This is a genomic window from Paenibacillus gallinarum (genome assembly GCF_014836635.1).
GTDB lineage: Bacteria > Bacillota > Bacilli > Paenibacillales > Paenibacillaceae > Paenibacillus > Paenibacillus gallinarum.
In genome coordinates, this window is the sequence record NZ_JACSQL010000001.1 from 217,982 (window position 1) to 241,776 (window position 23,795).

20 protein-coding genes and 2 pseudogenes are annotated in these 23,795 nt (G+C 37.6%); 13 read left to right on the forward strand and 9 right to left on the reverse strand.

The features are described from left to right. Positions 1-259 precede the first annotated feature (259 nt). Both H9647_RS01035 and H9647_RS01040 read right to left on the reverse strand, forming a co-directional pair. Positions 260-3,238, reverse strand: a complete 2,979-nt coding sequence (locus tag H9647_RS01035; RefSeq protein ID WP_191797356.1) for a DEAD/DEAH box helicase — start codon at positions 3,236-3,238, stop codon at positions 260-262. Beyond that, positions 3,235-4,977, reverse strand: coding sequence for an SWIM zinc finger family protein (locus tag H9647_RS01040; RefSeq protein ID WP_191797358.1), 1,743 nt, complete (start codon positions 4,975-4,977; stop codon positions 3,235-3,237). The genes H9647_RS01035 and H9647_RS01040 overlap by 4 nt, the downstream gene beginning before the upstream one ends. A 199-nt stretch (positions 4,978-5,176) precedes the next feature. Here H9647_RS01040 and H9647_RS01045 point away from each other — a divergent pair, with 199 nt between their 5' ends. Continuing rightward, positions 5,177-5,746: an NUDIX domain-containing protein gene (locus tag H9647_RS01045; protein ID WP_191797360.1), complete on the forward strand. Its 570-nt coding sequence runs from the start codon at positions 5,177-5,179 to the stop codon at positions 5,744-5,746. Between the two features lie 135 nt (positions 5,747-5,881). Here H9647_RS01045 and H9647_RS01050 read toward each other — a convergent pair whose 3' ends face one another. Then, positions 5,882-6,064, reverse strand: a complete 183-nt coding sequence (locus H9647_RS01050) for a hypothetical protein (protein ID WP_191797362.1) — start codon at positions 6,062-6,064, stop codon at positions 5,882-5,884. 432 nt (positions 6,065-6,496) lie between these two features. After that, positions 6,497-7,015 (reverse strand): peptide-methionine (S)-S-oxide reductase MsrA, encoded by a 519-nt coding sequence (gene msrA, locus H9647_RS01055; RefSeq protein WP_191797364.1) that lies wholly within the window; start codon positions 7,013-7,015, stop codon positions 6,497-6,499. A gap of 679 nt (positions 7,016-7,694) precedes the next feature. On the opposite strand from msrA, the gene H9647_RS25625 reads away from it, so the two are divergent. The 7 genes from H9647_RS25625 to H9647_RS01090 all read left to right on the forward strand — a co-directional run bounded on the left by H9647_RS25625 (position 7,695) and on the right by H9647_RS01090 (position 15,455). Continuing rightward, positions 7,695-7,832 carry a tyrosine-type recombinase/integrase gene (locus tag H9647_RS25625; protein WP_225229051.1) on the forward strand — a complete coding sequence of 46 codons (138 nt, stop codon included), beginning with the start codon at positions 7,695-7,697 and terminating at the stop codon, positions 7,830-7,832. Between the two features lie 509 nt (positions 7,833-8,341). After that, positions 8,342-8,887: an SMI1/KNR4 family protein gene (locus H9647_RS01065; RefSeq protein ID WP_191797366.1), complete on the forward strand. Its 546-nt coding sequence runs from the start codon at positions 8,342-8,344 to the stop codon at positions 8,885-8,887. A 265-nt stretch (positions 8,888-9,152) separates the two neighbouring features. Beyond that, positions 9,153-10,331 carry a hypothetical protein gene (locus H9647_RS01070; RefSeq protein ID WP_191797368.1) on the forward strand — a complete coding sequence of 393 codons (1,179 nt, stop codon included), beginning with the start codon at positions 9,153-9,155 and terminating at the stop codon, positions 10,329-10,331. A 173-nt stretch (positions 10,332-10,504) separates the two neighbouring features. Then, complete coding sequence (locus H9647_RS01075) at positions 10,505-11,641, forward strand: hypothetical protein (RefSeq protein WP_191797370.1); 1,137 nt, start codon at positions 10,505-10,507, stop codon at positions 11,639-11,641. Positions 11,642-11,899: 258 nt separating this feature from the next. Next, entirely contained in the window at positions 11,900-12,283 is a 384-nt protein-coding gene (locus tag H9647_RS01080) for a hypothetical protein (RefSeq protein ID WP_191797372.1), read from the forward strand. Between the two features lie 349 nt (positions 12,284-12,632). Next, positions 12,633-13,961 carry a GIY-YIG nuclease family protein gene (locus H9647_RS01085; RefSeq protein WP_191797374.1) on the forward strand — a complete coding sequence of 443 codons (1,329 nt, stop codon included), beginning with the start codon at positions 12,633-12,635 and terminating at the stop codon, positions 13,959-13,961. Between the two features lie 813 nt (positions 13,962-14,774). Beyond that, a complete protein-coding gene (locus tag H9647_RS01090) occupies positions 14,775-15,455 on the forward strand; it encodes a DUF4145 domain-containing protein (RefSeq protein WP_191797376.1) in 681 nt (226 codons plus the stop codon). Between the two features lie 417 nt (positions 15,456-15,872). Here the strand turns inward: H9647_RS01090 and H9647_RS01095 are convergent, their stop codons facing one another. Continuing rightward, positions 15,873-17,201 carry an MATE family efflux transporter gene (locus H9647_RS01095; protein WP_191797378.1) on the reverse strand — a complete coding sequence of 443 codons (1,329 nt, stop codon included), beginning with the start codon at positions 17,199-17,201 and terminating at the stop codon, positions 15,873-15,875. 254 nt (positions 17,202-17,455) lie between these two features. Between H9647_RS01095 and H9647_RS01100 the strand changes: the two genes are divergently transcribed. Continuing rightward, a complete protein-coding gene (locus tag H9647_RS01100) occupies positions 17,456-17,740 on the forward strand; it encodes a hypothetical protein (protein WP_191797380.1) in 285 nt (94 codons plus the stop codon). Between the two features lie 44 nt (positions 17,741-17,784). After that, the gene (locus tag H9647_RS01105; RefSeq protein ID WP_191797382.1) at positions 17,785-18,213 is read left to right on the forward strand and encodes a GNAT family N-acetyltransferase; all 429 of its coding nucleotides are present in this window, start codon (positions 17,785-17,787) and stop codon (positions 18,211-18,213) included. 158 nt (positions 18,214-18,371) lie between these two features. On the opposite strand, the gene H9647_RS01110 is transcribed toward H9647_RS01105, so the two are convergent. Together H9647_RS01110 and H9647_RS01115 are read right to left on the reverse strand one after the other, a co-directional pair. Beyond that, positions 18,372-18,911 carry a PadR family transcriptional regulator gene (locus H9647_RS01110; RefSeq protein WP_191797384.1) on the reverse strand — a complete coding sequence of 180 codons (540 nt, stop codon included), beginning with the start codon at positions 18,909-18,911 and terminating at the stop codon, positions 18,372-18,374. Then, positions 18,908-19,339: pseudogene (locus H9647_RS01115) on the reverse strand (sialate O-acetylesterase); the annotation flags it as partial. The gene H9647_RS01110 and the pseudogene H9647_RS01115, both read right to left, overlap by 4 nt. A 7-nt stretch (positions 19,340-19,346) precedes the next feature. Here H9647_RS01115 and H9647_RS01120 point away from each other — a divergent pair. Then, positions 19,347-19,616: pseudogene (locus H9647_RS01120) on the forward strand (IS3 family transposase); the annotation flags it as partial. Positions 19,617-19,761: 145 nt separating this feature from the next. Here the strand turns inward: H9647_RS01120 and H9647_RS01125 are convergent. After that, on the reverse strand, positions 19,762-21,240 hold the full coding sequence (locus H9647_RS01125) for a methyl-accepting chemotaxis protein (RefSeq protein WP_191797387.1): 1,479 nt from the start codon (positions 21,238-21,240) through the stop codon (positions 19,762-19,764). A gap of 216 nt (positions 21,241-21,456) precedes the next feature. Between H9647_RS01125 and H9647_RS26265 the strand changes: the two genes are divergently transcribed. Both H9647_RS26265 and comI read left to right on the forward strand, forming a co-directional pair. Beyond that, positions 21,457-21,711: a DUF5680 domain-containing protein gene (locus tag H9647_RS26265; RefSeq protein ID WP_225229052.1), complete on the forward strand. Its 255-nt coding sequence runs from the start codon at positions 21,457-21,459 to the stop codon at positions 21,709-21,711. 800 nt (positions 21,712-22,511) lie between these two features. Continuing rightward, entirely contained in the window at positions 22,512-22,607 is a 96-nt protein-coding gene (comI, locus tag H9647_RS25635; RefSeq protein WP_225228986.1) for a competence inhibitor ComI, read from the forward strand. Positions 22,608-22,930: 323 nt separating this feature from the next. On the opposite strand, the gene H9647_RS01130 is transcribed toward comI, so the two are convergent. Beyond that, positions 22,931-23,329: a hypothetical protein gene (locus H9647_RS01130; RefSeq protein WP_191797389.1), complete on the reverse strand. Its 399-nt coding sequence runs from the start codon at positions 23,327-23,329 to the stop codon at positions 22,931-22,933. Positions 23,330-23,795 lie beyond the last annotated feature (466 nt).

Below are 23,795 nucleotides of genomic sequence, written 5' to 3' on the forward strand. Positions count from 1 at the left end.
GTAGTGGTTTTTTGTTGTTACGCATGTGTTAATGACCTTGTTTTCTTGTTTGAAGCCGGTGCCGTGTTATCTCACATTAGGCTAGATCTAACCACCTGAGGTACAGTTTGTCCGTTTTTTCAAGTGTAATGCTAACAAAGAAGAGGCCGCCTGTACGTCTTAACAGTGGCCTCTTCTTTGTTGTGCTTTGTATGATGATGACTCTCTAGTTGTGGTCGAACTAATAGTAATACACTGTACGTTTCTCTAAGGGTCATATTTATCCAGTAAGATCACGTCGTAACGTGAACAAGTCTTTGAGCGCCTCGGTTGACAGCTCGGTAATCCAGCTCTCCGTACTGGATATGACATTGTCGCTGAGTTGCTGTTTACTCTCAAGCATCTCATCAATGTGCTCTTCAAGCGTACCTAGCGCGATGAACTTGTGTACCTGTACGTCCTTTGTCTGACCCATACGGTAAGCACGGTCGGTCGCTTGATTCTCTACGGCTGGATTCCACCAGCGGTCAAAGTGGAACACATGATTGGCTGCTGTCAGGTTAAGCCCTACGCCTCCCGCTTTAATGGAAAGAATAAATACGTTTGGTTGTTCAGCAGGCGGCAGGGACTGGGATTGAAACTGTTCAATCATCCGGTCGCGAGCCATTTTGGAAGTACTCCCATTCAGGTAAAGTACAGGCTCCTGCAGTTCCTGCTGAAGTGTCTGCTTCAGAATCTCTCCCATGCCAATATACTGTGTGAAAATAAGGCAACGTTCGCCTTCTTCACGAAGCTCTCTGACCATTTCTAGCAAGCGTTCGAGTTTGGAGGAACGGCTGATTAACATGTCCGTGTTAAACGGACTGTCCTGATCGTCCTGAGTACCAGTAATAGACTCTTTTGTTAACAATACGGGATGATCGCAGAGCCGCTTTAAATGGGTAAGGGTTGAAAGTATTGCCCCTTTTCTTTCGATCCCCTCCAGCTCTTTCATTTTGTTCATTAAGTCGTTAACGGCTTGGTCATAGAGGGCGCTCTGCTCGGCAGTAAGTTTAATATAGGTTTTCATCTCATTCTTATCCGGTAGATCGAGCTGAATCGCAGGGTCCTTCTTCTTCCGGCGGAGCATAAACGGCTTGACGAGCTTTTGTAGTTGGATCGTCTTTTGCTCATCTTGGTCTTTCTCAATCGGTTGAATGAACCGAGCACTAAATGCTCGTGCCGTTCCCAGATAACCTGGGTTTATAAAATCATAGAGAGACCATAGCTCTGAGAGCCGATTTTCTATAGGCGTTCCCGTAAGCGCGATCCGATGCTTTGCTTGGAAGCTGCGGACAGCAGTAGACTGTTTCGTTTGTGCATTTTTAATATTTTGAGCTTCGTCCAGACATAGCGATTCCCACGTAACTGTACTCAGTAATTCTTGATCAAGCGTTGCTGTGGCAAAGGAGGTGATAATGACGTCCGCTTGCCTGATTTGTGCTTGAAAATCATCCCCGCTCGCGCGGTTACTTCCATAATGAAGCATGACCCGAAGGGACGGGGCGAACCGACTTATTTCCTTCTGCCAGTTGCCGAGTACCGAAGTTGGACATATCAAAAGGGAAGGATTTACGGGATCTGCAGCTACGTTGGTCTCTTTTAGATGCAATAAATAAGTGATAAACTGCAGGGTTTTACCGAGACCCATGTCATCTGCCAGACAAGCCCCTAGACCATAGTTACGCAGGAAGACCAACCAGGAAAAACCATCATATTGATACGTTCGCAGTTCCGCCTGAAGATCACTTGGAACGCTCAGTTTAGGCCACTCCGATTGTCGCCCTAATTGATTGATAAGCCGAGTCAGATGTTCATTGAGCTCGACACCAATTTGAATGTGCTGATTATCCGCATCTTCCTCTTCCTCTACCTGTTTCGGGGCACGACCGCTATAGGAAACTTGACTGTTCTCGAGTAGATGCAGATGTAATATATCTTGAAAAGATAGCCCCTGCGAGCTGTCTACCCCTGCCATAGCCTGGGAAATCTGTGCCAGCAGAGCCGGGTCAAGCGGAATCCATTGCCCTCGAAATTGCACTAATCGCTGATTGCGAGCCACAAGTTCGGCAAACTCCGCTTCGGTGAACTGAGCGTCTCCAATGGCAATACGCCAATCGAATTGAATGATGGAATTTAGCCCGAAAAATGACTTCCCTTTGCCTGCTTGTCCTTCGCTATTTCCTTCATCTGCTCGAACCTTGGCCCGAAGCTTAGGACGTCTGCGACTAGCGGCTTCCCACCATGCCGGAAGCAGTACCTGCCAGCCCGCTTCTAGTAAACGACGGCTATCCACCGTTAGGAATTTCCAAGCGGCCTCATCGGACAGCGGTTTACTAAGGACATCTCCGCTATGTTCAGCCCATTGATCTTTAGGAAGACTTGCACGTAAATGTTCCAGCCATCCCGATGAGCGTTCGCTAATGTGGCTTGACCAAGAATCCGGCCACCCACCAGATACATGTCCATCCTCAGCAAGACGCACAGGAATAAGAATCACGGGATCGATTTTATCTTGTAACACGAGTTTAAGTCGCCATGACGGATCATCATCGTCTGGTTCCAGTAACTGTAGTAAGAGACGGAAGGGAGCAGCATCTGCTCTCCAACCAATCGAAACGAGCCATGCTTGTTCATTTATACCAGCCACTACACGATCTTTGGTGAAGAGCAATGGATACTCCGTGCGTAGATCGGTAGCAGTAACTTCAGTTCCGTAATAGCGGTAAAACACGGCAGACGAGAAAGCTGCGTTTAATCCGGCATAATCACTTGGATGATTGTCTTTTAATTGCTTTAATGTAGCCGTGGCTGCTGTAGTTAATGTTTTTGTGTCCCAGGTCCAGGCGAGTTTTCCTTGCCGGAAGGCAGTAAGGCTAGGAATATATTGCCTCTCTTCAATACATACATTCAAAATTGAGGCAAGCTCAATCCACTGCGCAGCTTCTTCATCCCACAGCCATTCGATATGATGTAAGAGCCTGCGTTCTGCCAAGAAGGGGAGAACATGCTCTGCGGGGAGAATAATAAGTTCAACCTCTTCAATTTGTTTAATTTCGAGCTCCGTACCATACATCGATGCCTCGTGCCAGGCAAATAGACGATGTTTCAAATCCATTCCGGATACGTATCTGTTTGCTGCGGTCAAACCGTAAATAAGAGCATCTCCATAGGTGCTGAGACTGATATGGACGGTGATCGTTTCTGTGTATTGACTCATGGTATCAGTTTCCCCTTTCGAAGCTCCTCTTGCAGCGCACGCAGACGACTATGACGGTTAGCAAAAGTAGTGATGAACTCTTCCCAGCGCGTTTCTTGTTTCATTTTTAGATACAGCTTGGACAATCGTTTTAATAGTTTCACGGCTGCTTTATAGCCATCTCTATTCTTAAGCAGGATATATCTTTCAACCGCTTGATGATAGAAGGGCAATAGCAGTTCGGGTGCATTTTTCTCTATCGGTTTTAGGACGGTAACACGGAAATCCAAAGGCTCTGTACCGCTGCTTAGCTGAAAATCCATCCACTGCTGCCATTTGCTATGAGCGAGCAGGGTTTCTTCATATATCTTCCTTGAATAAGGAAGCATACGGACCAGGCTGTCCCACAAATGCTGTTCAGAATCCGGACTTGAGGAATTCTGTATTACCTGTTCCCACAGGTTCACATACGCCTCAATATGCTGCTCCCGAGGTCTGCTCATCATCATTGGACCGATGGCGAGAAGCCAATCTTGCAGCCGTGACCACTGCTCTTTGGCAGATAGAATCTGCAGAAAGAGAAAGAAGCGCTCAGGAGGAATAACTCCTTTGTCATTAGCTTGCCGAAGCAGGTCCAAAGCAAGCTCATCCTGATCTAAAAAGAAGTGAATTTGGCTTTGAGCTAATAACCAGGGAAGCTTGGCAAGCGAAGTTTTAAGCTCATTTTCTGCCAATCTTAACTGTTCTAGTTCCTCTTCGTACATTGACTTGTCCTTAAGGTTAGGATGAATCCAGTGCAACCAGAGCAGATCATAAGTCGCGGAAAAATAACGGAGATTATTGGATTCCACCAGCATACGGCTCCGTAAGTAGTCAGAAGTTTCTGACACACGAGACCAAAGCTCCGGTTCGTCCCCGAACGTAAACGGCTCAGTCAATATCCGTGTAATTTCTTTTTGTACATCATCCGCAGCAACCTGTGTGTGAAAGCCGATGAACACATTTCGGTGCATTTTTGAGTTTTGCAGGGGCCTTACCAGATTATCAAGCACAAACACTTGGGCATGGAGCTTATACAGCTGGTCCAAGACAGGTGAAAGCTCAGGTTGCTGTTTATGGATGGAAGCTAGAGCTTCCTGTGCATATTGAACGTTCGGGCTGTCAGTTCCGACGGAGGAGGTGCACAGCTTGAAAAAAGCATGCCAATCTTGGATGGGCATGGACGGTAACTTACCTGCTAGCTCCTGCAATTGTAACTGTGCAGGGTTGTTTCTTTTGCGAACACTATTCTTTGGTTCTACACTTAGTTCTACATCTAGTTCTGCATTTTGTTCTGTAGTTGGTCCTGCACCTGAAGCTTGTTGGTTAGATTTTTTAGCAGGACTCGTAAGATGAGTAGATCTATCTTGCTGGGTAAGCGTCGCTGCTGAACTGCTATTTACAATCGCATGAACAGATCGTCCATATTGATTCACGTAAGCAAGAAGTACGGCAACCATATGTTTACAATAGGATGGAACGGAACAGGTACAATGACTCTCGGATAAAGTATCTAGATTGAGCGTAACTTGGTACCGCTCCTCATCCTTGCCTTCAACAAAGCCTTCTATATGTTCGGGATTGGATATTTTCATAAGATGGACAAGTTCTTGTTTATACTGTTCAAATCCACGTTTTATCGTAATATCATTGAAGCTTTCCCAAACCCTTTGAATGAGCGTTTGCCACTCTGTTTCATCAAGCATATATTTTAAGTTCATTATTAATCTCCTATGGGAGTGTAGTGTTTATCTATTATAATCAAATTCGTATATTTGAGAAATTTCCTCTAATGAAAAAGAGGGCTGATATTTAGGATAACGGTATGAGTTCGGAAGGGCAACTTTGTTAGCAGAAGGTGGGGTTAGATAATGACATATAATAGGGAAGAGATCATAGGACTTAGGGGGGCATTAAAGGATGCACACACATAACCATTTACAGTACCAAGATGAGTTACAGCAGCTTGCCACACTATCAAGCGTAATATGTTGGGGAATCGTTACGGCGAGATTTTACCTAGATGGAGTTCCGAATGAAAAGCTAATCAGTAACATCAGCATAATTCCGGTTGTGGGAGATCAGTATGTAGTCATGCAGCTGGACGATGGCAGGTGGGAGCTGATTGGCGGAACACTCGAGCCGGAAGAGGCGTACATGGACGGGCTACGAAGAGAACTAATGGAGGAGATCGGCGCGGAACTCATTAGCTACCATCCATTTGGTCATTTTCAGTGTACATCAACGTTGGAGGCCCCTTATCGCGCACATATTCCGCATCCGCATTTTGTAAGACTGCTCGGATATGGAGAGGTGAAGTTAGTAAGCAAACCGCTCAACCCAGCAGATGGGGAACAGGTATCCTTGGTAGAACTCGTTGATATTAACGAGGCCGTACGTAGGTTTAAGGAGATAGGTAGATATGATATTGCAGAGATGTACCAGCTGGCACATCGGGTTAGAATGAACAGTAGAAGTATGGGAGAATAGAACGGATACATAGAGTAAGACATCTACCTGGCTTTTTAGAGGGAACGTGGGAGTTCACTGAATAGGCAGGGAGAGAATCGATCACCAATGAGAAGTGAATCAATCCGAATGCTATTAAAAGCAGGATATCAGTCGTTAATGCATACGCCAGTAGTAGATCCCGACGATCACGGCGAGAACAATGGCAGCAACCATGAATGACATTAGCAGATTGCTTCCTACCGAGTAATGATTGGAAATTTGTTGTTCTTTTTCTTCCACTTTTCTCTTGGCAACTTCTTCATCATTAGGAGTCAAAAGGTGATTAGGAAAAGGCATAAGACTCACTCCTTATTCGTATATAGTATCGTCTCATCAAACTTCTTATCCTTATAATGAATCAATGGTATCATACATCAGATGGATTATTAACCATTTACTCTCATTTATAAACAGGGGATTTGTCGCTGATTTTAATATGTAATATGAATAGGTACCTGCTTCCAAGTAGATCCCTAAATGCTGCCTGCAAACCAGCTGGCAACCATGTTATATTTATTCGGGTTAAGAGGATATATCTAACAAGAGGGGGATGCATCCATAACAAGAGAGAATGTATTCATAAAAAAAGAGCCTTATTCACTCTGGATGATCCCTATCTCAAAAACAAAGGGAAGTCCCCTCCAAATGGAGTATGAAAAAGGCTCTTTTGCATTATATATTACAAGTGTACTCTAACCATTTCTTAATATGAGGATTTCTCTATAAATCTTAATTCTCCCAATGTTCTGAGATGTATTCATCCCGACCTGATTTCTCGCGATCTTCTTTATAGTGCTTCTGATTCTTCTTATGATAGTCCTGATGATAATCCTCAGCAGGATAGAACGTTTCCGCAGGCAGAATCTTCGTTACAATCGGCTTATCAAATCGGCCGCTGTCGGCCACTTCTTTTTTTGATTGGAGGGCAAGTTCCTGCTGCCGCTCGTTATGATAGAAAATGGCGGTTCTGTACTGACTGCCCCGGTCGTGAAATTGACCGTCTGGATCGGTTGGATCGATCTGCGGCCAGTAGAGTTCGAGTAGTTTTTCATAAGGGAAAACATCCGGGTCAAACGTAATTTGTACAACCTCGTAGTGTCCGGTGGTTCCCGTTTTCACTTCTTCATAGGTCGGATTCGGTACCGATCCTCCTGTGTATCCTGATACAATGCCATGAATGCCGGGCAGCTCCTCGAAGGGAGTGACCATACACCAGAAGCATCCTCCTGCAAAAGTAGCTTTTTCCATAGGTTCTACCTCTTTCGATATGTCGTAGTTGGTTTAAAGTAAAGATAATAGAGTTCAGTATACCAAAAACGAGAGTTGGTACAAAGTGTAAATGATTTATAGAGATTCAAATCTCCTTTTTTGCATTATAAGTAATTTATTGTCTTTTAAATTAGTATGAAGAAGTTACCTTAAGAGATTTATTGCAGGTTAATTTACTTTTGGAACAGTAGTTGACCATTGTAATTTACCTGACTGCTTGTATTTTCATGGGAGTGATCAAATTGTATTCGAATAAAACTAAAGTATTTTATGGGTTCTCTATAGGTGTGGGGGTCTTACTAGTTTTGTTAGGGTTACTGCTTTGGATTCCTCGATCAACAAGATCAGACACCCCAGACGCTTACTATTATAATATCTATTGTTTGCGCATCCTTTTACCTATGGTTGGTATTCTCCTTATGTTTATTGGTTCATCAGTAAATGCTTCTTATAACTCGCTTAAAAAGGAAATTGATATTCTTCAAGAAAAATATAGATCATTGGAAAGAAAATTATAAAATTAACATTCATTAGATATATCTTAAACTTTGGGTTTAAGTACAGTATCGGTCTAAGGATATGTGCATCCACCAGTAAGAAGTCGCTATTTAGCGGCTTTTTTATTTTGAATTTTTAAGATAACTTAGAGTTTCTCATGATGTTATATCTGGTTTACGCTTTAGGCCTTCGGGTCAGCGAGGTAGTGAGATTAAGACTGACTAATTTTGATATAGACAGAGGAACGATCTTGATTAGGCAAGGCAAAGGAAAGACAGACAGATTTACAATTTTCTAATCTGCTGCATGGGAACTTGTACAGAACTATGTAAAGAATGAGAGTCCAAGAAACTCGTTGTTTCCCGGACAGATCAAAGGGAAGCACCTTACAGAGAGATCCCTACAGAAAGTGTTTGCCCAGGCTTTATTAGAATCTGGGATACAGAAGGAAGTTGGCATTCATGTACTGGCACTCTTTCGCTACACATTAACTAGAGGGAGGTACGGATCTCAGGTACATTAAAGAATTGCTTGGTCACACACGCTCTTCTACAACAGAAAGATATACCCATGTGAGCAGAAAGTCTAAAGAAGATGCAAAGTCCGCTGGATCGAATAAAGGAGGATTTTGGAGAATAATCAATTACAATATATTCAATGTGAGTTATAATTTAATGGTTATTGAGGTTCGTGAATACATGATGAATTTGATGATATACGTATTACAGAAGTATAGGTTAGAAGAAGATTTTTACGACGTACAGAGATAAAGAAGTTATAAGAAATGGCCAAATAAAGAGAGGTAATATGAGCGAAACCATAATTGACAAAACAATAATTTCTTTAAAAAAGAGACTATCAGAGAATAATAATTTATTAATCTTACAGTTAAATGAAGGTTATGTAACTGAACCGACTTGTAATTTTAATGAGCCATTTACAGATAAAGGAATTAAGCAATATATTCAAGAATTAGGTTATGATCTTCCTAGTGACTATATAGCTTTCTTAAAAATATGTAATGGATGTAATTTGTTCGACCATCCAGTCTATGGAGGAGAGTCATACTTATATAGACTTGAAGACATTAAATTACTTACATATGAAGAACCAACAGAAGGATATTTGAAAATTGGATACTTCTATCAAGATAATTTAGTTATAGATTTAAAGAAGTATAGTGAAGGACAAAAAAACTATCTATTAGTTAAAGGGCATATTGATAATTTTTATGAAGCAAGAGAGTTAAACATGAATTTCGAATTATGGTTTGATAGGTTTATAATGAGTCAAGGTTCAAAGTTTTGGACATGGTCTAACTACACAGCAGAGAATTATTACTACTTAAGATAGCCCGGTTTTCGAAGAAGTCAGCCACGTCTTATAACAATATATTCACGCTTCGGGCTTGGCGGCCCTTGGTCCGCTTGAAGCGATTGGCAGGGGAGTGGATTCAGCGGCCACATCCTCACCGACTAACCGCAACGCGGCCGCTCCAGTTGGTCGCTTAAGTCGGTGGGACGTCATGAATAAGAGAACGTTAAGTGAATTTATCACAAAAGCTTTATTGAAAGATTTTTTATGCTAAGTTTAGTTTTTTCATAAGGAGAGCGATAGGATGAAAACAAAAAATAAAGTTGTCACAAATTTTTTAACTAATAGAGCTGGAATAGTAGAAATTTTTATTATTGCATTTGCTATCGCTTTGAGTGTGAGTTTAACAGCTAATTACCTATTTTTGATTGAAGGACTTAATAAGATATTTTTATTAGTTTTAGGATTAACATTGTTTTTCTCATCTATGATTTATTTGATATTTATCAAATTTAAAACAATGAGATTTGAAAAGAAAATAAGCGGATTTTTTATATACAACAAAGTTGAAAATGAATTAATACCAGTTTATGGTTATAATTATGGCGAAAATATAGCAAGAATAATCAAATCAACTATAACTGAAAAGCCAGCATATTATCATGCTTGGAATACAAGTAAATTATCAGATTCTAGTCCAATAATTATTGGCGAAAAAACGAGTGATGCTTCTAATGCTGCGCAGAAGCTTATTATTGAAAGTACGCAATTTTTTTTGATTGATGCATTATCAACCCATTTGTCAAAATATTTTAACGAATATGACAAAGATAAATTTATAAAAGAATATGGCCGAAATGATATTTTACAAGTACTTTCAAAAAATCGCATTATGGAGCTATTTACAACACCAATCGAGAATAGAGAATCATTTGTGAATAATGAATATAATAAGAAAAATTACATTGATATAATAAAAGTTTCTGATGATGGTTCTAAAGAATTAGTAAGGAGAACTTTACCTTCAGGAGAACAGTTTGTTAAGTTCGATTTGATTTTACCTGTAAAAAGTTCAATACAAGCAATAGACTCAAATACGATAATGATAAAAACAGCTAAGTTATCTATGGTCATAAAAGTAAAATTTTCAGGCATGAATACTTACATCCCACCTTTATTTGTATCGCAATATCTAAAACAGAAAAGTAATGATGTAAAGGCATACCAGGTTGATGTCAATATAAATGTGAAAATTAATTACAAGGGATTTTTCTCTTTAAAGGGATGGGAATATTTTGAATGGGTAGACTCATTTTTAGATTATATAGAAGAAAAAATGAGTCGAAAAACTTTCTTTGAAAGTATTGATTGGTCTAGCCTTCAAGCACAAATAATAGTTTTTAGAACTAACTTGAGAAGAAAATCCAAGGATACATTAAAAACAGATAAAGAAGGCATTATTAGTGATGACAAGGAGCTATAAATTGAAATAGTGAGCTGTTTTTAAACATTTAAGGATAATGACAACTTCACTTAACAATATATTCACGCTGCGGACATTCGTCCTTGGTTCGGCACTCGCCGGACACTCGACATTCGTCGAGTCGTGAATACAGGAACGTTATCGGAAATTTCATTTCGAGGAGGATTTTTAAAATGATAAGAATTTTCGAAGGAGATAATAAACTAAATAGTTTAATAAATTCAATTTTAGATATATTTGTAGACATGTTCGTTGAGTTTGCAGGCAATCTTCCATTCGAAGAAATGTATGCTGACGTTTTTCCACAGCATTTAAGCAATGAAGAAGATGACTGTAAGAAGGAAATAATGCAATTGCGTCAACATATTACTGACAATTTCCCACATACACTAATGCCTTTGCATGAATTTATACTATATAAAGTACTGGATTACATGAATGATGCATTAGATTTAGATGAACAAGAAGATATTTTCAATGAACAACTCAAAATTTACTATGAGAAGTATGATGAAATATCTGATCAAACTAGCGAATTGTTGGATTCATTTCAAAATATAAATTATTTGATTGATTTAATCTTTGAAGATGTTGATTTTCTTGACGTTGGTATACTTTATCAAATGTATATTATGGACCAGACTAACTTTGAAAAAAGGTTTAATGTTAACCTAGATAATTATGTTGATTTAATGCCCGCTGATGTGAAGAAAGAATACGAAAAGATAAGAAATGCTAATCCATCTAGCATTGTAGGGTCTCTTATTGAAATTCCAACAAAAGAACGCTTTATTGAAATAATTAAAGGGCTAATGAGAAGATTTGATTACTATGTAAAACATAAGCAGCTGTATAAATTAATCAATAATGAGGAGAAGGTCTTCTCAGAAAACGAGATTCAAATTCTTTTTGATTTTTATATTGATTTATACTTAAAAAATTATAATTTAGATATCTCTAGAGAAAGTCATACCGGTAGAGGGTATGTCGATTTTAAAATTAGTTGTGGAAAAAGATATAGGGCTCTTATTGAGTTTAAAGTAGATTCTCATAGTAGCTTAAAAAAGGGATTAGAGTATCAATTGCCTTTATATCAACATGTAACTGAAATTGATTATGGTATTTTTTCAATTATTTATTACAACAAAAAAACATATGAGAATAGAGCTATATTTGAAAAAGAAGCGGAGAAAATATCTAGTGAGTATGGGATCACCATAGATTTCTTTTCAATTGATGCTCGGTATAACAAAAAATCGGCTTCAAACGTAAAAGACAAAAAAGATATGTTCGTTGACGAGGAAGGATGAAACATCCGATAACATAATATTCAAACGGCGGCTCCTACGAAACTTGGTCTGCTGTATGGAGTTCGAAGATGTATTTCAGCAGACACATCCGACTACGTCGGACGTCGTGAATACGGGAACGTTATATGAAAGGGACGAAAACCTTAGTATTTAAAAACCAAAGACAGCTAAATGGAATCGATACATATTTTTTGTTTATTTCTTTATATAGTACATTTGCGTTGTAGACTTTTACTTGCTTAGAGAGAAGGGATATATTTGAACGAACGAGAAGCTATAGATGAGTTTGGAAAAGTTCTAATGAATGATTTAAGGGATAAGAGCATTGATTTCTTTGAGTTACTTGTTGGAAGAAAGTGGAAATCACCTAGCCTCCAGAAGTTACAGACCGACCTACAATCTTTTAATGAGGAACAAATTGAAATAATTAGAAGGATACTAATAAGAAGTGTGGATTCAGGAATACACGATTTTTTATTTAAACTACAAGATCAAGCTGATTTTGATAATGAAATAGAGATTACAATACAGGGGGTTAATATTATTAGTGCAAGTGATGGACTACACGGAGAATTATTTACTGAAGATGGTTGGTACGTGAAATTTAGTAAATACGGGGAGAATAATAAAGAAGATTACTAGTCTAATCGAAGAAGCCGTCCCAATCATATAACAACGTATCTACGCTGCGTCGCTGACGCTCCTTGGTCTGCTAGAAGATAATTCGGGGAAGTAAGATCAGACAGACATCCCTCTGCACTGTCTAATCGCGTCGCGGCCAATCGCTATCGCTCCCTTAAGACAGTGAGAGTTCGTAGATACAAAAACGTTATATGACATTGACCTACTGAAATAAACTCATTCCAAACCCACAAGCTGAAAGCAACATATAAGTGGGGCTTATCAGGGGGGTATCGAACAAAATTTCGCATTCTGTCGGTAAAATGTAATTGAATATTTCGTATTTATTAAGTAGATAAGGAGTAGTTAAATGGGATTCTTAAGAAAAATTTTTGGAAACAAAGAGCCCCAAAAACCGAATGATAATGAGAAAAATTTCGAAGATATGGGGAAATTACTAAAACGAGAAAAAGAGAATAAACCACATAAAAGTACTTACGATGGAAGTTTGGGTGTTTCTATAAATCTGTCACCTGATGAAAACGGAAACAATAGATTCTCTATTTCTTCATTACCTGTGGGCGTTTCTACTGGCAGTACAGCAACAGATTTTTATGTATATGAATGGTTTATCAAAGATACTGGGGAAGTATTCTATGTGGGAAAAGGACGCGGTAACCGTTATAAAGAGTTCCACGAACGAGCATATGAAGCCGAAAAAATTCGTAAAATGTATGATACTGACTCTCGCTTTGTTGGGACTGGGTTAACCGAAGAACAAGCAATAGAGTTAGAGGATAGAGAAATGAAGAGAATACTAAATGAAACAAACGATAGACTAACAAACCGGATAATCCCACTGTTAACTAAAAGAAATAACGGATATAACCGCAGCCCTAGCACACCTAAACTGCAATTTGAAACAGTACCATATCTTTATGCAAGTGAGATAGAAGAACATTACTTTGGATCAAAATTTCGACCATTTGATGAGATTAAGTACGAAAATTTAAAATCAGTGGTCTATATTACTCGGAATGTGCAAGTTGACGACATTAGTATCATTTATGGTGGGAGATTAGAAAAGTATCAAAGCGACACAAAATCATTATTATCAATAAATGGCAGCAAAATACTTAATAGTAAATATGCTAAATCAGTTACTGCTTGGATATATATTAGTTGTGATTATGTAACGAATTATGAATTAGACCAAGGGCAAGCAATAGAAAAGCTAGGGCGAAACATACCAACTTATCATTTAATTGATGTTTGGAAGTTATTAAAAGAAAAGTTTGGCGAAATTGAGGCAGTTTCAATGGAAGAGATACCGATTATTCCTATCCATAATCGAGTTCCACTAAAAGATATAAAGAACCTGCGCAATTGGGAGAAAGGCTTTGATGAAGGAATGCCTTATTGGGAAGAAGGCGATAAGGAACGAAAAGCTAGCAATTTTGAACGATCTATTGAGTTATTTGATAAAGCACGTTACAACGGCTACAATGCTCCAGCATTATATAGGTCGTATGCAATGGCATATCGAAAACTCAAAGACTATGACAATGAAATTGCAATTATTGATGAAGCGATAGAACGTCTACGCTCAGAAAAACTTACCGTAAACCAACCACGCATCGTGGAATTTAAGGAACGTCGAGCAAAAGCTTTAGCATTGAAACAACAACTAAATAGATAGGAAACATAGATGATTTAGTAAAAGGGGTTAAACGATATCTGGATCAATACAATGGTATGAGTAAAATTAACCCCCTTATTAAACTAAAGACCAAAACATAAAGACAATCTACAAAATGTGTAGAAACAACTTGGTTTTTATGTATTAACAGCAACAATCAATACGAAAACAGCCATATAAAAAATCAAGATCTTAAAAAAAATGGTTTAAGGGCAACTAATCTTCCTTGGGTAACTCTATAACATAGTGTTCACACAGCGTACTTGTAAAGAAGGAGATCGAGGAAGATAACCTTGGTCTGCCAGAAGTTATAATACACAGAAGTAAATCAAGCAGACAACCCTGCGAAACTAAGTGCTCCGCACCCAGTCCCTGGCGTATGCCAGTTGGCCCGCTAAAGGAGTAATGAAAGATAATGACTACATTGTCTATCTATATAGTAATAATCCTGAAAGGGATAACTAAATGAATTTGGATTAAGAATTAGTGACATCAATGAGTATGCAGAGAAAAGATATAGGCTCTTAGAAGTACTAATTCAAAAAGTCGAGTTTTACATAAAGGCACCTCATATAATAACAATGTCAATAAATTAATTCATCAGGATAATGTCCCTACAATGCAAATAGAAATTCTGATAAAGGAAAACGAAAGTAGGTACGGTGAGGGTTATGGCTATTTTGAGGAACTAGATCATATTCGTAGATTATTAAATGCCAAAGAAAATACAAATGAGGGAGCCTCTCAGGTTAGTAGATACAAGAACGTTATCGGAAATTCAGGTGAATATAAAAATCGGGAGGTCAGAATGTTATGATTTGTCCATATTGTAATATTGGAATTCAAGTCCAATTTAAGAACCATACAATAATTCCTTATATTTGGGATGATGAGGATTGTGACTATGGTAAAGGTTATGAACTTAAGAATGGTCTTTGTCCAGTTTGTGGTGAACTGATTATTATATTAACAGATGGAAGAATTGAGAATAATAGAGATGGAATTGAAATATATGAATTTGGAGCAGAATTTATTATTTATCCAGTGCATAAGAACATAAGAGATTTACCTATTGAAGTACAAGGGATATATAGAAAAGATTTTCTTGAAGCTTGCCAAGTCCTTGAAATTAGTCCAAAGGCTAGTGCAGCGATTAGTAGAAGATTGCTGCAACATTTACTAAGAGAAGAATTTAATATTAAGCGAAAAAATTTAGTTCAAGAGATTGAAGAATTTATTTCTAAACATGATGTTCCGACATATTTAAAAGAATCAGTGGATGCTGTTCGACATATTGGTAATTTTGCAGCTCATCCTCAAAAAAGTATTTCTACAGGTGAAATAATTGATGTTGAACATGGTGAGGCTGAGTGGTTACTTGAAGTCCTAGAAGCACTTTTTGATTTTTCAATAGTACAACCTAAAAGGTTAGATATTAGAAGAAATAAACTAAATAAAAAGCTTAATGAAATGGGAAAACCAGAGATGAAGTAAAATTAGTTAGTGAAGTCCGTACATCTGATAACAACGTATCTACGTTGCGTCTATTAGGTCCTTGGTCTGCTCGATGGTTTTCGGAGAGGTGTATTCAGCAGACAATCTTGCACTGCCTGACCGCGTCGCGGCCGGTCACTGTCGCTTCCTTAAGGCAGTGAGGGTTCGTAAATACAAGAACATTAGATGGAAATGCTGAAGAATACCCTTCTTCTACTGGAAACTTACATTTTGAACATCCTTATGCTGGGACAGTACTTGAGGGAACTGCAAAGTCGTATGATAGGCATGTATTTTGGGAAGATTCTAGAGCGGAGACTGAAAAAAGATTTTAGGATTTTTGTAAAATATATTTATTCAACAAGAACAGACGCTAATATTATAGCGTCTGTTCTTTATTTTTATTTCCTGGCCTAATTATTTATATTTTAATATAAAATTAAATTTTATTTTTGCTATATATCCTAAAGATAGTCCGACATAACAAATTCCTAGTCCAATATATAATCCTGGAAGTTTAAAGTACTCAATCATAAGATAAATAATAACAAGTGAGATCCCACAAATAAATGAAGAATAGAGTAATACCCACTTTTCTAAGTTTATGGCTTGTAGCGTAGATCTGAGAATCATTTGTATTCCATTAATTGTACTTGTTGCAAGCGCAATTGGTAGTACTTGATGGACAAAAAGCACAATACTCACCTTGTCGGTAATCAGTCTGGCGATCGGTGATGAGAACATAATCATTATAAGAGCAAGAGGAAATAGTAGCGCTAGAAGAAAAACGCAAGATAACCCAGTATATTCCGTACCTTTCTGTGGTTCTTTACCATATGCCTGAGCTGAAAGCGTCATACATACGCCTGAAAGAGCGTACATTGGGATCATGAAGAGCTCTGTTAAAGTTACGATAATCGTATACACAGCCAGCAAATGAACATCCATTCTTGAAACAAATGCCGTTAGTGCAATAGCAAACAAAGTATATTCAATTAAATCTTGAAGTGCTAGGGGTATGTACAGACGAAATAAGCGATAAAAGATATCTTTTTTTAAAATAAAAGAATAATTAAATATTTTATATTTTCGAAAGAAAAAGATACTAAGAATTAAGCTCATGGTATATCCAATTACTGAACCAATAGCAGCTCCTGTGGCTCCCAATTCGGGAAATCCAAATTTCCCGTAAACAAGTACGAAATCTACGCATACATTCACTATACTAGCAGCAGTTAAGCTATACATTAATATGTGAGATTTATTGATGTTTTTAAAATAAGATGAGAAATTAAATAAAATCAAATTAATACCAATAGTTAAACCAGCTACATTAAGATATTCTCCAGCCACAGCAAGGGTTTCCGCATGTAAGCCATAAATACTCTTCATTATTTTTGTTCCATAACCTAAAATAAGAATTTCACATAAAACTCCGATGATTAAGGAAATACTCATTGTTACATTAAAAGATTTGCCGAATTTTTTAATATTGTTTTCCCCTAAATATTGACCTCCAACGATATTAAATGCACTACATAACATTCCTATCGTGCCGGTAATTAGAAATATAAAAGAAGAAGCTACTCCAACTGCTGCAAAATCTTCAACTTTTAATCTTCCTACAATAGCTTGGTCTGTAATTTGAAAAACAATTTGAAAAAATTGAGTCACCATAAGCGGCACTGCCATATTCGTGATTACATTTAACTTGCTTCGATTATAGCCAAAACGATTTTTAATCATATAATATCTTCACAATCCTACTAATTGTTATAATAATATATATATTCAAAATTTATCCTTCTGTTTTATGTGAATTTATATCTTTTTAAAAGAGATAAATATGAGTAATGTCACTTTTATAGGTTTAATGAAAAAATCATGTAATCCGCCAAGGTTATGCTTCGACTAAATCTTGATTCTGTCGAAAGAAAACAAAGTAACTACGTAATATCCTAAAAAGCTATATACTCTCCATGAAAGTATGGTGACATTCAATGAGTTGTGATTACAGTAAATCTTGGTTCCATGGTTCACCTCTTGCAAATGATGAAACAGGAAGTATCTTTCATAATGGAAAGTTAGACGGTCATATATATGTGATTGATGAAGTGATTTCTCCCAAGGATGTATATTTACATCTCACTACTACAATGAAACCTGGAGATGAGTGGCTTATAACAAGACCGATAAAAATAAGAAAGATTCAAGATACTATTCCGAATCCAGCAGAAATACTAACGGAGGAAGAAGAAGCAGAGCTGTTAAAACAAATAAAATAGAATTAATCGGGCATCGATCCTGTATATTTAATGGAGGTGTGTTGATGGAGGTAATGTATAAAAATTATCTGATCTCAGATGATAGGGAAAAGATTAATAGAGATGTAGTTTTAGATTTCTTAGCTGACAGTTATTGGGCAAACAGGAGACCACCAGAGCGTATTATAAAATCTATTGAAAACTCTCATTGTTTTGGTGTTTACCATAATGAGAATCAAATAGGCTTTGCAAGAGTGGTTACAGATAAAGCCACCGTATATTACTTGTGTGATGTATTTGTTTTGAAAGAATATCAAGGGCAAGGAATTGGAAAAAAGTTAATAGAAATTATAACGAATTTAGAAGAATACGAATGGATGACCGGTATTTTAGGAACATTGGATGCTCATGGTTTGTATGAACAATATGGGTTTGAAAGAGATCCTGACAGATTCTTGAGAAGAACACCTCAGGGGAGAAGAGAAATACGGTAGCAATAAAAAAGTTATATAATTCCTATAACAATGAATTACAACTAGTATATGTTCTCGTCTTGATTAGTCCTTAAGATGGGGAAGGAGAAAATAGAAAAAGGCAGTGATGAAACAATTCTTCGACTGTTTCACCACTGCGAGTAGAAGCGGCACCTTTATTATTCAATAGGTCCTTCTATATCTGCTTTCAATTGTTCAAACCACTCTAAATTAACTAAGTGATGGGAACGTGAATTTTCGTTCATGCGGCGGAAGTAATTGATTGTGCCGGGAGGCTCTGGTGTGCTTAATAGATATTCATCAAGAAGGGCGATTCGAGCTTTAGTCTGGTCAATTTGCGATTGGACAAGTTCGAGCAATTTGTCTCTGTCGTATTCATCTGCAAACAGTAGTGCCCCATAAAATTGCAGGTTCACATATTCTGATTTGGTGCCGTATTTGACCATTAATTTTTCGAATTCAGCCATTCCTGATTTGGTGATTTTAAAGTTCCGGGTTTCATGACCACTGGTTGAAGGTTTCTGCTGAATCTGTTCGATCCAACCTTTTTCTTCAAGCTGTTGCAGGTTGTAATAAAACGAGCCTTTTGTGAAGTTTACAATGTACTTGTAATGGCGTTTTTCCATTAAGGCCAGCAGTTCGTACCCGTGTGCACCAGGGTTTTGGATGAGCAAGCCAAGAATGAGTAAGGGGATCATGGCTGCATCACTTTCGCCATTTGCGCTTCGAATTCTGCGTACGTAATTTTACCCGAAGCTAAATCCATGCTATGAAGGTAGATCTGTTCTGTTTTTGAATAGTCGCGCTTCACATTCAGCGATTGTTCTTCTCCCGGAAAGGGTTTCAGGATATGACACTTTTTCGAAAAAGCCTCGTAATAACGATATCCGAATTTCCGCTGCGAAACGGCGTTTAAATGAATGCCGTCAGGATTTGCGGTCAAATCTGCCGCTGTTACAAAAAAGCAATTTTGCTGTTCGCTGGCGAAGCGCTGCAATTGTTCATTGACCTGTTGATATTCTGTCGCGTGCTGCCCAAAACCGCTCTTCCCAAGGAAATCACCAAGTCCACCAATGATCAGCGGTACTTCATCAAGATTTAATTCGTTTCTTAGGGTGTCGATGATATGGGCAATAATGCACTCAGATCAAGGTTGGCATTATCAAATGAAACCCTATCGCAAAGTTCTTCAAAAGAGAGGAATTACACAAAGTATGTCACGTAAAGGTAACTGCTATAATAACTCTGTAATGGAGAAGGAAAATTTCTTTGGGATTATGAAGTCGGAATTCTTTTAATTAAAGGAAGAATAATATATAAACTATTACAACACAAAACGATTGAAGGCAAAATTAAAAACGAGTCCGGTGCTGTACCGAACTCGTTTTACCCAAGCTGCCTAATGAAATAGCCGTGTCTAACTTTTAGGGGTCACTTCAGGCTCATAAGGAGTCAGGGGGTTACTTTTGGTTATTGTTCAATTATCTGTTATGAGGTCTATATGCCTCACTTAGCATGATTAACATTCTGAGATCTCTTTATGTAAAACTACATTATAACTAGATCTTTAAGAGCTTGGTCTGTCTCTTCGATTCGATGAACTATTTTTTCATTCTGATCTGTCAAAGTATCTACAGTCGCTAACATCTCTTCTAATGTTGCCGAGGATTCTTCAATTATTGCTACAAAATCATTTACAGCACTCTCTACTTCTCCAGTCACTTCTTTTACAGAGCTTGCATAACTTGAGAAATTTTCAGTGTTCTTAGCTAATTCCAATACATTCAGATCAATGGTGTCAAACGATCCCTTCGTCTGTTTAACTAGCTCTAAACTATTCTTCATGTAATCTGTATTCTCTTCCAGACGGATATTGGATAAGTCTGCTTGGCGAGTGACTTCGGCAATATTCTCAGTAATGCGCTTTGCTGAGCTATTCGTTAATTCAGCTAGTTTGCGAATCTCATGTGCAACCACCTCGAAGCCTCTTCCGAATTCACCTGCACGCGCAGCTTCAATGCTCGCGTTCAGTGATAACAAACTTGTCTGGTTAGCGATTTCTTCTATCGTATTCGTTAGCTCTTTAATATCATAAATGTTAGTAATGAGCGACCCCATCTCCGCCTTCATCTCATTCATATTCTGATGGAAACGATCAATCGTAGTGGTCAGCTGGAGGATCACTTCCCCTCCGTCGTTAGAGGCTGTTTTGGCTGATACAATCTGAGTCACAAGACTGGTGATTGAATCAATCATTTGATTTACTTTCTGATTAGAAGTGATGATATGCCCCGATATCTCCCCAATCGTTTCATTCTGTGTAGCCGATCCAGAGGCCAACTCTTGAAATGCAGTATTCATTTCTTTAAAAATATTATGATTTTCCTGACTATTCACTCTTATTCCACTAATATTACCGTAGATAGATTGAGTGGTATCGGCAATCTTCTTCTCTCTTTCCAACTGTTTCTCAAGCATCTCAGAAGACTGCGCATTTAAGCTGCGTACATGAACATTAAGTTTTCTAGTCAAATACGATTGAATAATAAGAATAATAGCAGACAAAATAAAGTAGAACAGAATGTAGTAAATTGTCCTTTGATTCGCTGTGATTTCTTTCATAGTTGCCATGCTGTAGACTATAAGGATGACTGCTTCTGTGAATCCAAGCGCAACAATCTTGGGGAAGTTGGCATAAAGTATTCCGATACTCATGACAAAAAATGCAGACACAACCGTAGGAATACTGCCACTACCTCGCATAATTTGAATGAGTAAAATAATGAACATTCCCACCACTGCAAGAATTGGAATCAAATTATTCATTTTTTTGATGTAAGCTACCCATAACCCTCCTGTCAGTAAAAGACTAGGAATTACAGTGATCCATAGGACAAAGCCAGAATAATTAGCTATGGTGACCATTGCAATCATCAATATAAAAATCACAGTAGCCGCAATACAAATTAATAAGTTCCTTCTACGTAAATCTTGATACATGAATTGATCCTGTACTGACTCTGCCATGCTGTTGACAACCCCTTCTAACATTCTAATAGTAAGCTCTACTATAAATATCGTCATTTATCATTAAAAATGAACAAGGATTCAGTAAGGTTACCTGTAAAATAAGATTTTGTTTCATTACTTGTGTAGATTGTGCAACTCTTCATTGGTATTCCCTCTCATACATCCAGCCTCAGTCTGATCATATCTCTACAAGGTATTCCAAAGTTGAGGTCAATGATTTACTCAGGCGGAACTATAGACAATCTAACAGGGAATGACATCAAAGAAACATATGAATTTCTAAGAAAGGCATTAGGCTTGGTAAGTACTAATGATATATATAGGGGACCAAGTAAATATCAAGATGGCATATTAGTTTATTACAATGAGGTTCATGGACACTTAAATAACTTTTCAGGTCAGGAGATGATTTTGAAGAATGGAAAGGAAATATATGAACTCAAATATAGTGGAGGGTTAATCAAATAGGATTTTAAAGGTTATTAGAAGAAGAGGGTCGCTTCATATAACGCTGTATTAACGCATTGAGTTGCACCCTCGGTCGCCAGAGGATTTCGGGGAAGTTGGATCAGGTGACAACCCTGCACTGGCTAAGTCCGTCGGACCTGCGCTGTCGCTCTTAAGCCAGTGAGGGTCATGAATATACAACGTTATGTGAAATTCCTGCTATGAAAATTAGAATCAAAGTAGAAGGTGAGATCTTGAGTTACTACAATGCCATTAATTTCTTAAAAGAACATCAACCCCTACCTGATGATGAACTGTTGAATGAAGAGACTGTTAGTAAATATCAAGAAGTACGACGTTACTTTTTAAACAACCCATATCCCCAGAATGTATTCCACTTTTTCTCAATTCATTCGGTATTGGCAGTGGTTTGGAGTATACCAACTTGTTGAAAATGTTCTATTGAAATTTAGTGAGGAACAAGTGTTGCGACATTAAATAGATGTTTTGGAAAGCTGTAATATAGGAGTTATATATTGATCAGTACAAGTAGCTTTTTATTATCCAAATGTTGATCTGGTGCTCCCTTTCTCAGTCCTTTTAAATAATCAGAACTTGAATCGCATAACAATATATTTACGCTGAGGAGCTTACGTCCCTTGTCGTCCGATGTTGAATCATGGAACATAACGTAGAACACATATAAAATCAAAGATGAAATTCATAATAAGAACACTTGTACGCAGATGTAAATAAAGGTAAAATATAACTACAATTGAATCTTGGGTGGGCATGGTTTCCCTTCGAAAGGAGGTGAAGCCATGGAAGTAAAGGATGCATTAACGTTAATGTTCCTATTTGGATCATTTATTCTTGCACTTTTAACTTACATTAATAATAACAACAAGAGAAAGTAAAAACCCACCCAAAGGTTAGCTGCCGTGGTGGGTTTTGTTCCTATGACTTAGAAGGGAATAGACCATCCAAGCCAATTGTATTGACCAAGTGTTAGCGCACTTGGTCTTTTATTAAATATATTCTACCATAATTGAAAAGATGTATCAAAGAACTAATTGAGTAGAAATAGACGATAAACTAATTATTCGAAGATGGTATCCCCATCAGATAACATTGTATCTACAACGCGGGCCGGTTTAGTCGTTTGAAAGTGAATAACGTATTCTTTAGGAAAACGAGAAAAGGGAACAATCATAGCTTGATTCTGTGCAGTTCCCTTTATTTATTGTTGTTCATGTAAACCATATTTCTCTAATACCGAGTTACGGAATGTGTTGTATTCTGACAGTTCTGATTTAGTTAAAGTTTGCAAAGGGGCTTTTGGTTCCTCATCAGTCAACATGATTTTACCTAAGTTATCATTGACTAAAGAGTAATCACCGAAGCTATTCTTCATCAAAAAAATCACACTTGGCTCATCTTTCTGGAGCTCTATATAATTTCCCACTGTAAACTTTTCTCCTTCATGAAGACTAACAGGTTCAATTATAGTCAACTCTTTCTGGTCTTCTGGAAAGTCAGCTGGCTTTTTTAATATTTTATTGATTTTGATAGTTGTTCTAGTGGAGAAATCCTGCAGGTAACTATCTGCATAAACCTTTACTTTATGCTCTCTATCCAAAAAGTCTTCAGTAGCATAACCTACTACGATTAGCTCGACATACTCGTCTAACTTATCAATATCTTGTAATTTGAGAGAATTAGCAGATAAGTGTGTGATCTGTTTGTAAGGCTCAGCACTAGTTTCTTAGCCGTCGCGGCAATAAGCATTACTGCTAATAGAGCTATCCCCATATATTTGTATTTTTTCTTCAAAATAACCCCACCCTTTAGTTAGGAGATAATCCTATCGCTCAGTAAAAAGTAATTAATTCTAAAATATACTATATTTAGTAGATGTACAAATGTTTCTCCTATTTAAACTGCAGTTAATCTTATTATATTTGTTAGAATTAATAGTCAATACAATCCATCATAGAAATAAAATAAGAATGGAAAACAGTGTTGGAATTTGTATAATACATCGGCTAACACTGTATTTATGTTGTCGAAACTCCTTTTTTAGTACATAGATAAGCTTTCGAAGT

Coding starts and splice junctions, on each gene's coding strand:
- H9647_RS01035 (WP_191797356.1), bottom strand. CDS start 3,238: ATGAGTCAATACACAGAAACGATCACCGTCCATATCAGTCTCAGCACC.
- H9647_RS01040 (WP_191797358.1), bottom strand. CDS start 4,977: ATGAACTTAAAATATATGCTTGATGAAACAGAGTGGCAAACGCTCATT.
- H9647_RS01045 (WP_191797360.1), top strand. CDS start 5,177: ATGCACACACATAACCATTTACAGTACCAAGATGAGTTACAGCAGCTT.
- H9647_RS01050 (WP_191797362.1), bottom strand. CDS start 6,064: ATGCCTTTTCCTAATCACCTTTTGACTCCTAATGATGAAGAAGTTGCC.
- msrA (WP_191797364.1), bottom strand. CDS start 7,015: ATGGAAAAAGCTACTTTTGCAGGAGGATGCTTCTGGTGTATGGTCACT.
- H9647_RS25625 (WP_225229051.1), top strand. CDS start 7,695: ATGTTATATCTGGTTTACGCTTTAGGCCTTCGGGTCAGCGAGGTAGTG.
- H9647_RS01065 (WP_191797366.1), top strand. CDS start 8,342: ATGAGCGAAACCATAATTGACAAAACAATAATTTCTTTAAAAAAGAGA.
- H9647_RS01070 (WP_191797368.1), top strand. CDS start 9,153: ATGAAAACAAAAAATAAAGTTGTCACAAATTTTTTAACTAATAGAGCT.
- H9647_RS01075 (WP_191797370.1), top strand. CDS start 10,505: ATGATAAGAATTTTCGAAGGAGATAATAAACTAAATAGTTTAATAAAT.
- H9647_RS01085 (WP_191797374.1), top strand. CDS start 12,633: ATGGGATTCTTAAGAAAAATTTTTGGAAACAAAGAGCCCCAAAAACCG.
- H9647_RS01090 (WP_191797376.1), top strand. CDS start 14,775: ATGATTTGTCCATATTGTAATATTGGAATTCAAGTCCAATTTAAGAAC.
- H9647_RS01095 (WP_191797378.1), bottom strand. CDS start 17,201: ATGATTAAAAATCGTTTTGGCTATAATCGAAGCAAGTTAAATGTAATC.
- H9647_RS01100 (WP_191797380.1), top strand. CDS start 17,456: ATGAGTTGTGATTACAGTAAATCTTGGTTCCATGGTTCACCTCTTGCA.
- H9647_RS01105 (WP_191797382.1), top strand. CDS start 17,785: ATGGAGGTAATGTATAAAAATTATCTGATCTCAGATGATAGGGAAAAG.
- H9647_RS01110 (WP_191797384.1), bottom strand. CDS start 18,911: ATGATCCCCTTACTCATTCTTGGCTTGCTCATCCAAAACCCTGGTGCA.
- H9647_RS01125 (WP_191797387.1), bottom strand. CDS start 21,240: ATGGCAGAGTCAGTACAGGATCAATTCATGTATCAAGATTTACGTAGA.
- H9647_RS26265 (WP_225229052.1), top strand. CDS start 21,457: ATGATTTACTCAGGCGGAACTATAGACAATCTAACAGGGAATGACATC.
- comI (WP_225228986.1), top strand. CDS start 22,512: ATGGAAGTAAAGGATGCATTAACGTTAATGTTCCTATTTGGATCATTT.